The sequence below is a fragment of the Sphingomonas sp. genome (genome assembly GCF_013816785.1).
In the GTDB taxonomy this organism is placed as follows: Bacteria; Pseudomonadota; Alphaproteobacteria; order Sphingomonadales; family Sphingomonadaceae; genus Sphingomicrobium.
This window is the reverse complement of sequence record NZ_JACDDV010000074.1, coordinates 1-7,910: the sequence shown is the minus strand read 5'-3', so window position 1 is coordinate 7,910 and position 7,910 is coordinate 1. Positions and strand designations below refer to the sequence as shown.

The following is a 7,910-nucleotide window of genomic DNA, read 5'->3' as shown; positions in this document are numbered from 1 at the left end:
CCGCTTTTGGCCGCTTTCGGAATGGCGGCGATGGCCGGCTCGCTGAACCGCCGGTAGCGCTCGGGATCGGCATCGACGACCGAACCGCTGCGGCTCTTACGCTCGGCTCGAAGCTCGGCCGAATAGGTCAGGGCGAACGACCTTCGCCACCAGTTGAGGGATTCCTCGCCATCGATCGATCCGGCCGCGGCCAGCAACGCCGGGGCCGCCCGCGCGACCGCGTCGATCGCTTTGGACCGTGCCGCCGCTCCCGGCGCCCACACCAGCCGGGATGGCTGGGCGAACCGAGCCCAGACCGACACGCTGCGCGTTTCAAAACCGTTGAGCCGATGGAAATCGGCCTCGCTCAGCACCGCATATTTGGCGATCAGCCCGCCATGGCGGAACGGGAAGACGTTGGGCGGAATTAGGGCGTTGGCGTGCGCCAGCCATGCCTTGTCGTAGGCGGCGAGATAATCGGACACGATCAGGTAGAAATCGAGCATCAGCCCGTCGAGGTGACGCTCGCGCAGGCACGATCCGTAGAACAGCACCGCCCGGCTGGCCGCGCCGTGCCGTGCCGCGATCGCTTCGGCCATGGCCGTGATCTGCGGGTCGACGGGTTGCGCCAGTTCGGTTTCGACCAACGCACGCAGAGACTTCGGCACGGAACTGCTCAGGCGGCGATGCGGACGAACGACAGCGGTTGCGCAGTGCGCAGCAGGATCGGCTTGCCGATCCCGGCGCGGAAGGTCTCGCCGTCGAGGATAACCTGGCTCGCCTCGCCTTCGATCTCGATTTCGTCGGCTTCCTCGACATGGACACCATCCATCTTGGTCCGGCCGAGCTTGCCGCGGAGGCTGGCGGCGAAAGCACGCAGTAACGAAAAAGGCTTCTGCTCGACGGCGACGAACTTGAGCACGCCCTTGCCGTGCGATGCCACTTCGCTCGACAGCAAAATCTTCTCGAGCGTGGTGACGAACAGCAGCGAGAAGCGGCCGTTGATCGCTCCTTCGCGCCGCACCGATACGCTGAGCGGCGCGGTTTCGGGGGGCAGGAAGCTGGCGCGCAGGCGGAACACCTGGTGCAACACCACGGCGATCGCAGTGATGAAATGGCTGACGCTATTGGGCAGGCCGAGCGGATAAATGCGCTCGCGGCAATAGAGCATGATGTCGGCGAGGCCGGCGCCGCCCAGAAACATTCCGATCACCGGCGCCAGCCCGCCCTCACCCCCGGACAGCGCGATCAATTCGCGCGCGACGAGGTGCGGCGCGAGGTCGGCCTGGGCGAGCACGAGCAGCTTCTTTAGCGCGGCGATCGGGTCGCCGTGCGCCCCTAGGTCGAGCGCGATCAAATTGGTCTTGCCGCTGGGCAACACCGCCACCGGCGGTAGAGTCGTTCCGGGGAAATGATTTCCATTGTGAAGCTCGGTCAGCGCCGCCTGCACGGTACCGTCGCCGCCGTTGATCACTAGCACGGCGGGTTGGATTCGAGCGATGGTGCGCATCGCCTCGCCGATCTGGCCGGCTCGCTCCACCTCGTAATGGAAGATGTCGGGATGCTCGGCGCAGAAGGCGCGGATGCGCGGCAATTGGGCAAGGTTGCCTGTCGATTTGGGATTGCTGAGCAGGGCGATCCGCGGCCTCGGCATCAGCCCCCCACGGGCCCCACGCTCAGGCCGTGGATATAAAGCAGGGTCACGCCGACCCGCGCCGGACCGTTGCCAACGTTGAAGGCAGCCCTGGAATAGGCTGGCTTGGGGTTGAACAGGCTGACCTTTGGATCGCGGGAATAGCCGCCGCCGTCCTGGCGGTCACGCTCACCGTTGACGTTGAAATCGTGGTGGACCGCGACCGCATAGCGGCCCGGCGCCGGAACCGGCAAGCAGACGTCCATCGCGCGGCCGGTCACCGGCAACTTGACCTTGCTGATACGGCCCTTCTTTGCCAGCCAACGGCTGCTGTCGCCCCCATAGAGCGAGACCTTGAGCAGGCCGCGCGCCTGCTTGAAGCCGACGACATGGACCATGACCGACGGTTTGCCGGGAGCGCAAGCGGGCGTTGTCGCGGCCTCGGCCGGAAGCGCAAACACGCTCATCGCCACGATCGCCACGGCAGGAATGACCAGGTGCTGGGGACGGAATTTCAACATGATTTACTCGCTAAATTCGCTATAGGCACAAGCGGCGCCTCGTTTCTTCCCGTTTCCTCCCCTAAGGAATCGGTCAGGCCGGACGCCCCGGCGTCCCTGTCGGCCCGCTTTGCGGCCAAATCATGGTGCCGCGACGACGAAAAGGTGCACATTCGTGGCGTTGGTCGACCGCTATCTTGCCCGCAATATTGCGGTCCCCCTGCTCGGTACGCTGGTTCTGGCGGCGATGCTGCTGGTGCTCGACAAAATGCTCCGCCTGTTCGATTTCGTGATCAACGCCGGTGGGCCGGTCAGCGTCGTTTGGCGGATGCTGGCCAATCTGCTGCCCGAATATCTCTCGCTCGGGATACCGATCGGCCTGTTGCTCGGCGTCCTCCTGGCGTTCAGGAAGCTGGCCTTGTCGTCGGAGCTCGACGCGCTGCGCGGGATCGGGATCGGCTACGGCCGGCTGCTGCGTGTCCCTTACATGTTCGCGATCGCACTGATGTTGGCCAACGTCGCCATCGCCGGATGGGTCGAGCCCTACAGCCGCTATCGCTATGAAGGGCTTCGCTTCGATCTGCGCTCCGGCGCGCTCGGCGCGTCGATCAAGGTCGGCGAGTTCAACAATCTGGGCAAGCGAATGACGCTTCGGATCGACCGTAGCGACGACCATGGAATGCATTTGTCCGGCATTTTCATCGCGCTCGACGACAAATCGGGAATGCGGGTCGCGGCAACCGCTGCCGAAGGCCAATTCCTGTCGACCGACGATCCTGGAACGATCATCTTTCGCCTGAAGGACGGCATCCTGGTCCAGGAGGGCAAGAGCTTCGCCACCCCGCGTACCTTGTCGTTCACCAGCTATGACCTGCCAATCAAAGTGCCCGCAATCGACGGGTTCCGCGGGCGCGGCAATGAGCAGGAGGAGCTGACCTTGCCCGAGATCGCCCGCCGCGCCTATGGCGAAACCAAAGCGGCGCCGGAGGAAACGCTGGCCGCCCGCGCCAATTTTCATTTTCGGCTGGTCGAAGTGGTGATGATGCTGATGCTGCCGCTGCTGGCCGTCGCGCTGGCGGTGCCGCCCAAGCGGAGCAGCTCGGCGCTCGGCATCTTCGTCGGGATCGTGCTGGTGGTGACCTATCACAAGGTCAATCAATATGCCCAAAGCGCGGGGGCGCAGGGGCGGTTCATCCCGGAGCTGGCGCTGTGGGTGCCGTTCCTCGGCCTCGTCGCCCTCATCGCCTGGATGTACCATGTCATTGCCCACCGCCCCGGCGGCCAGCCGATCGGAGCGCTCGAAGCGGCGTTCGCGCGGCTCGGCAAACTGCTGCGCGGCCTTCTCCCCCGTCGCCGTGACGGACTGGTCGAGGCCGCCGCATGATCAACTTCAACTTCATGCCGTCGCGCCGGATCGCGACCTATGCCGCGCGCCTATTCCTGACCCGCAGCCTGGCCGTGATGGCGGCGCTGGTGCTGGTCCTGCTGACGCTCGATCTGCTCGGTCAGTCGGGAAAGATCCTGGCCGTGCCCGGCAATGGCGAGGCCGAGCTGTGGCGCTACGCGATGTTGCGCATTCCGAGCCTCATCTCCTTCCTGCTGCCTTTTTCGGTGCTGCTCGGTACGTTGATCGCACTGGTCGGGCTCAACCAGCATAGTGAGGTGGTATCGATGAAGGCGGCCGGCCTGTCGGCGCACCAGATTCTCGCGCCGATGATCGCGGCCAGCATTGGGGTTGCGCTGCTGCTGTTCGCCTTCAACGAGCTGGTCGTGGTGAGCAGCGCCCGCGAGGTCAATATTTGGTCCGACAATGACTTCAAACCAGTGCCGCCCGAACGCGACGTTCTTTCGAATGTATGGATACGCGACGGCGACGACATGGTCCTCGCCGGCCGCGTGATAGGCCGGGGCGCCGCGGCCCGTCTTGAGAAGATCACCATTTATCGGCGCGAAAAGGGGTCGCTGAAAGACGTGGTGAATGTGGCGCGGGCGGATCAGGTGCCGGACGGATGGAGGCTGACCGGCCTGCGCACCTTCGACGCACGGCGTAACCTCGTCTCAACCGAGAAACAGCGCGACGGCCTTGCCGGCGTCGACCCGACCCGTTTCACTTTAGCCAAGGTCAACCCTGGCGAGCGCAATTTCGTCGCGCTCGGGCAGACGATCGCCGAACTGGACGCTGCCGGCCGGCCTAGCGACGAGGCGCGCACCGGCTGGTGGCACAAGATTTCAGGACCGCTGTCGACGCTGCTGATGCCCCTGCTCGCCGCAACCGCCGCTTTTGGCCTTGCCCGCTCGGGCCGAGTACTGCTGCGCGCGGTGATCGGCATGGCGCTCGGTTTCGCCTATTTCGTGGTCGACAATCTGAGCCTCGCGCTCGGCAATTTCGGCGCCTACCCGCCGATCGTCGCGGCCTGGGCGCCCTTCCTATTGTTCCTGCTGATCGGCGAACTTGTCCTGATCAGACAGGAAGAATAGTCACGCGCAGCCAGTCCGGGGGGCTGGTGAGCGTGGCGATCAGGACCGCCAGCTGCTCGCCGCGAGGCGGCCGACTAGCGGCGCCAGCCCGCGATGGCTCGAAGCATGATAAGGGGATGCCATGTCCAGTGCGGCGCACAGGCGGCGATGGGCCTGTGCGAGCGCATGATAGGGCAATCCGGGCAGCAAATGATGCAGCGCATGGTAGCGCAGACCCACCGGCGCCCACAGCGCGGGCATGGCCGCGGGCGGTGGCACATTGACGCTGTCGAGATATTGCGCCGTGACGCTCATCGGCTCGCCGTCATTCTCCCACAAATGCGCGACCAGCGTGCGAACCTGGTTTAAGAGCATTACGCCCGACGCCACGACCAGGAAGATGGCGAACGCCCGGAGCGGGACGGTCCCCGTGACGGCCATCGCGATCAGCGCGATCGCCCACAGGCTGGTCGCGGTCTCCATCCACTTCCACTGTTGCGCGAAGGCACCGGTTGGCGCCGGGCGACGAAACGACGGATTGATCTGCAGGCCCGAATAGCGTGCAACGACCAGCGAGCGGAGTCGCGGCGACAGCAGTGACAGTGGCGTCAGCACCGCGAACCGGAACAGTAGCGCGACCGGGGCAAAAAGGGCGGCGACGACGAACAACGGTAGCGTCCACGGCTTCATGAGCGCCAGCGGCAGATATTCGGGATCGTCTGCGGTGCCATAGCGCGTCTTGCCGTGGTGCATGTTGTGCACGCCCTCGTACATGAACGACGGCACTAGCAGCGGGATGCCGACGATCAGATTCCACGTCAGACGGAAGCCGGGAACGGCGTTAGGCTTGATATGGGTCAGCTCGTGGATGAAGCTGCCCGCACGGTACAGCGCGAGGATGGCGATCACGGCCCCGATCAGCATCACGGGCGTCGAACCGGCCGCCATCGCGGTCGCCAGCGCGCCATAGCCGATCAGGACCGACGCGATCAGGTCGCCCCAATAAACCGCGGGGCGCGCGACGTTGAGGTCGCGGGTCAGATCGGCCGCCGCCTTGAGCATGGCCTTGTCGTCGGCCCACGACCGGGGAGCCGCGCGCGCCTTGACGGCACCTCCGGTTGCCCGGTCGAAATTGGCGAATTGATTCATTGATCCGGTCCAAGGGCGCGAATTGCAGGAGATAGTGGCGCATTGATGGCGGTTCATATGCGCGCCTTCACATGAACTTAAGCTGTTCGGCCGGCCGGGCGCTTGCCCGGCGGCAGGGTCGCGGCTAGCTCGTTGCCCATGACCTCCGCCCCGCTCTCCGTCCGCCCGGTCGCCTCCAAGGCCGACCGCAAGGCGTTCGTCGACTTCGCGTGGCAGGTCTACAAGGACGATCCCGCCTGGATTCCGCCCTTGAAGGACGAAGTCCACGGACTGATCGATCCCCGCAAGAACCCATGGTTCGAGCATGGTCGCGCCCAGTTGTGGCTGGCGGAGCGCGGCGACGCGATCGTCGGGCGGATCAGTGCGCAGGTCGATAATCTGGTCCAGACGCATATGGCGGCGGGCTTGGGCCAATGGGGCATGTTCGAAGCGCTCGACGGGAAAGCCGCGGCAGCGCTGATCGCGACGGCCGAGGAATGGCTGCGCGGGCAAGACATGACCCGCGCGATGGGCCCCATCTCGATCTCGATCTGGGACGAACCGGGGCTGCTGATCTCGGGCTTCGAACAGTCGCCGATGGCGATGATGGGTCACCACCGCCCGGCCTATGCCGCGTGGATCGAGGCGGCGGGCTATGCCAAGGTCAAGGATCTTCATACCTACGAGCTCGACATCACCAAGGATCGCCAGCCGATGATCCAGCGGCTGGTCGCGGCGGGCAACGCCAATCCGCGCATCGCCATCCGCCAGGTCGACAAGTCGAGATTCGCCAGCGAAGCGACGATCATCCTTCACATCCTAAACGACGCCTGGTCAGACAATTGGGGTTTCGTGCCGCTGACCGACGCCGAGATCGTCTACGCCGGCAAGAAATTGAAGCCGATCATCTACGAGGACATGGTCCGCATCGCCGAACTCGACGGCGAGCCGGTCGCGTTTATGCTGACCATTCCCGACGTCAACGAGCTGATTGCCGACCTCGACGGCAGGCTGTTCCCGTTCGGCTGGGCGAGACTGTTGTGGCGGCTGCGCAAACCCCGCACCCGGCGCGTGCGCATTCCACTGATGGGCGTGGTCAAGCGCTTGCAGGGCGCGCGCATCGCCGGCCAGCTGGCCTTCATGCTGATCGAGAAAATCCGAATCGCTTGCGTCGAGAATTACGGAGTCAAGGAGGGCGAGTTCGGCTGGATCCTCGAGGACAACCAGGGAATGGTGTCAATCGCCGACCTGTCGGGTTCGAAGATCAACCACGTCTACCGGATCTACGAGCGCGACCTAGGCTAGCTCGATCCAGGTCGGCGCGTGGTCCGACGCTTTTTCCTCGCCCCGCGCCCACTTATCGACGCCCGCGCCGCGAAGCCGGTCGGCGGCCTGCGGCGAACAGAGCAGATGGTCGATACGAAAGCCCGCGTCACGTTGCCACGCCCCGGCCTGATAATCCCAGAAGGTGAACAGCTTTTCCTCGTCGGGGTGGAGCGCGCGCAAAGCGTCAGTCCAGCCCTGGTTGACGATCGTGCGGAATGCCGCCTGGCTTTCCGGCTGGAACAGCGCGTCGTCCTTCATCGCCCGGCGCGAGAAAGTGTCGCGGTCTTCGGGGATGACGTTGTAGTCGCCGGCCAGCACCGTCGGCCGTTCGTCGGCGAGCAGGGCAGCGGCGCGCTCGCGCAAGCGCTCCATCCAGCGGAGTTTATAGTCGAATTTCTCGGTTCCGATCGGATTGCCGTTGGGCAAATAGATCGAGGCGACGATCAGCCCGTGCGCCTCGGCCTCGATATATCGGCTGTGGGTATCGTCGGGGTCGCCCCGCAGGCCGACCTGCCGCAGGACCGGCGCGTCTCCCTTCGCCAAGATCGCCACCCCGTTAAAGCCTTTCTGCCCATGCCACACCGCGCCATAGCCGGCCGCCTCAATGTCTCCGATCGGCAGGGATTCGTCGGCGCACTTCAGTTCCTGGAGGCAGGCAATGTCGGGGGCTTCGCGCCCAAGATATTCGAGCAGGCGCGGCAGGCGCGCACGAATACCGTTGATGTTGAACGTGACCAGCCTGGTCATCAGACCGAAAAGCTCGATCCACAACCACAGCCCGAGGCGGCGTTGGGATTGGTGACCTTGAACGCCGATCCGCCGAGATCCTCGACATAATCGACCTGGCTGCCATCAAGGAGGTCGAGGCTGACCGGGTCGACCACCAG

9 protein-coding genes are annotated in these 7,910 nt (G+C 64.8%); 3 read left to right on the top strand and 6 right to left on the bottom strand.

What is annotated here, in order from left to right; all coding sequences use genetic code 11:
* From H0W65_RS11605 to H0W65_RS11595, 3 genes are all read right to left on the bottom strand, one after another.
* A partial coding sequence (locus tag H0W65_RS11605) for a hypothetical protein (protein WP_294007739.1) occupies window positions 1–647 on the bottom strand: 647 nt, incomplete at its 3' end.
* Window positions 648–655: 8 nt separating this feature from the next.
* Window positions 656–1,633 carry a diacylglycerol kinase family protein gene (locus tag H0W65_RS11600; RefSeq protein ID WP_294007738.1) on the bottom strand — a complete coding sequence of 326 codons (978 nt, stop codon included), beginning with the start codon at window positions 1,631–1,633 and terminating at the stop codon, window positions 656–658.
* Window positions 1,633–2,133, bottom strand: coding sequence for a DUF2141 domain-containing protein (locus H0W65_RS11595; protein WP_294007737.1), 501 nt, complete (start codon window positions 2,131–2,133; stop codon window positions 1,633–1,635). The genes H0W65_RS11600 and H0W65_RS11595 overlap by 1 nt, the downstream gene beginning before the upstream one ends.
* 154 nt (window positions 2,134–2,287) lie before the next feature.
* Here H0W65_RS11595 and lptF point away from each other — a divergent pair, with 154 nt between their 5' ends.
* Both lptF and lptG read left to right on the top strand, forming a co-directional pair.
* On the top strand, window positions 2,288–3,496 hold the full coding sequence (gene lptF / locus H0W65_RS11590; protein WP_294007736.1) for an LPS export ABC transporter permease LptF: 1,209 nt from the start codon (window positions 2,288–2,290) through the stop codon (window positions 3,494–3,496).
* Window positions 3,493–4,590, top strand: coding sequence for an LPS export ABC transporter permease LptG (gene lptG / locus H0W65_RS11585; protein WP_294007735.1), 1,098 nt, complete (start codon window positions 3,493–3,495; stop codon window positions 4,588–4,590). The genes lptF and lptG overlap by 4 nt, the downstream gene beginning before the upstream one ends.
* A 39-nt stretch (window positions 4,591–4,629) precedes the next feature.
* Here lptG and H0W65_RS11580 read toward each other — a convergent pair whose 3' ends face one another.
* Window positions 4,630–5,718 carry a fatty acid desaturase gene (locus tag H0W65_RS11580; RefSeq protein WP_294007734.1) on the bottom strand — a complete coding sequence of 363 codons (1,089 nt, stop codon included), beginning with the start codon at window positions 5,716–5,718 and terminating at the stop codon, window positions 4,630–4,632.
* A 138-nt stretch (window positions 5,719–5,856) separates the two neighbouring features.
* On the opposite strand from H0W65_RS11580, the gene H0W65_RS11575 reads away from it, so the two are divergent.
* On the top strand, window positions 5,857–7,002 hold the full coding sequence (locus tag H0W65_RS11575) for an N-acetyltransferase (RefSeq protein ID WP_294007733.1): 1,146 nt from the start codon (window positions 5,857–5,859) through the stop codon (window positions 7,000–7,002).
* Here the strand turns inward: H0W65_RS11575 and xth are convergent.
* Entirely contained in the window at window positions 6,994–7,770 is a 777-nt protein-coding gene (gene xth / locus H0W65_RS11570) for an exodeoxyribonuclease III (protein WP_294007732.1), read from the bottom strand. The genes H0W65_RS11575 and xth overlap by 9 nt on opposite strands.
* On the bottom strand, window positions 7,770–7,910 hold a 141-nt coding region (locus tag H0W65_RS11565; RefSeq protein ID WP_294007740.1), incomplete at its 5' end, for an iron-sulfur cluster assembly accessory protein. The genes H0W65_RS11565 and xth, both read right to left, overlap by 1 nt.

What these genes read in the sequence shown, in the direction of transcription:
- lptG (WP_294007735.1), top strand. Translation starts at nt 3,493, where the DNA reads ATGATCAACTTCAACTTCATGCCGTCGCGCCGGATCGCGACCTATGCC.
- H0W65_RS11575 (WP_294007733.1), top strand. Translation starts at nt 5,857, where the DNA reads ATGACCTCCGCCCCGCTCTCCGTCCGCCCGGTCGCCTCCAAGGCCGAC.
- H0W65_RS11595 (WP_294007737.1), bottom strand. Translation starts at nt 2,133, where the DNA reads ATGTTGAAATTCCGTCCCCAGCACCTGGTCATTCCTGCCGTGGCGATC.
- xth (WP_294007732.1), bottom strand. Translation starts at nt 7,770, where the DNA reads ATGACCAGGCTGGTCACGTTCAACATCAACGGTATTCGTGCGCGCCTG.
- H0W65_RS11580 (WP_294007734.1), bottom strand. Translation starts at nt 5,718, where the DNA reads ATGAATCAATTCGCCAATTTCGACCGGGCAACCGGAGGTGCCGTCAAG.
- H0W65_RS11600 (WP_294007738.1), bottom strand. Translation starts at nt 1,633, where the DNA reads ATGCCGAGGCCGCGGATCGCCCTGCTCAGCAATCCCAAATCGACAGGC.